Origin of the sequence: Arenibacter sp. 6A1, from assembly GCF_012272855.1 — a bacterium.
Classification (GTDB): domain Bacteria; phylum Bacteroidota; class Bacteroidia; order Flavobacteriales; family Flavobacteriaceae; genus Arenibacter.
This window is the reverse complement of the sequence record NZ_JAAXCQ010000056.1, coordinates 1-872: the sequence shown is the minus strand read 5'-3', so window position 1 is coordinate 872 and position 872 is coordinate 1. Positions and strand designations below refer to the sequence as shown.

Here is an 872-nt window from a genome sequence, read left to right as displayed (position 1 = left end):
GCTATCATTGAGCCTAGCGAGGCCTTTACCGTAGAATTGTCCAATATACAATCGAACCTGGGAATTGGGTTTGTTGATGGAAACACCACCAACACCGCTACTGGGAACATTCTGGATGATGATGCTATAGGGGGAACCGGAATTGCCTTCACCAATACCAATGTAACGGTGACAGAAGGTACCGATGCCTTTGCTATATTCGAGGTGACCTTGACCGGGGATATTTCAGAAGATGTTACCGTGGACTATACCACGATCGATGGTACTGCCGTGGATCCTAGTGATTACTTGACGACTGCCAGCACCATCACCTTTACCCCGACGATCAAATCCTACGAAATTCAGGTGCCGATTATTGACGATGCTATCATTGAGCCTAGCGAGGCCTTTACCGTAGAGCTATCCAACATACAATCGAACCTGGGAATTGGGTTTGTTGATGGAAACACTACCAACACCGCTACTGGGAATATTCTGGATGATGATGCTGTAGGAGGAACCGGAATTGCCTTCACCAATACCAATGTAACGGTGACAGAGGGAACTGATGCCTTTGCCATATTCGAGGTGACCTTGACCGGGGATATATCAGAAAACGTTAGCGTGGACTATACCACGATCGATGGTACCGCTGTAGATCCTAGTGATTACTTGACTACTACGAGCACCATCACCTTTACCCCGACGATCAAGTCCTACGAAATTCAGGTGCCGATTATTGACGATGCTATCATAGAGCCTAGCGAGGCCTTTACCGTAGAATTGTCCAACATACAATCGAACCTGGGAATTGGGTTTGTTGATGGAAACACCACCAACACCGCTACTGGGAATATTCTGGATGATGATGCTGTAGGGGGAACCGGAATTGC

At 47.4% G+C, this 872-nt stretch carries 1 protein-coding gene; it reads left to right on the top strand.

The annotated features are described in order from the left end of the window. A partial coding sequence (locus HCG49_RS18410) for a Calx-beta domain-containing protein (protein ID WP_317167526.1) occupies positions 1-872 on the top strand: 872 nt, incomplete at both ends.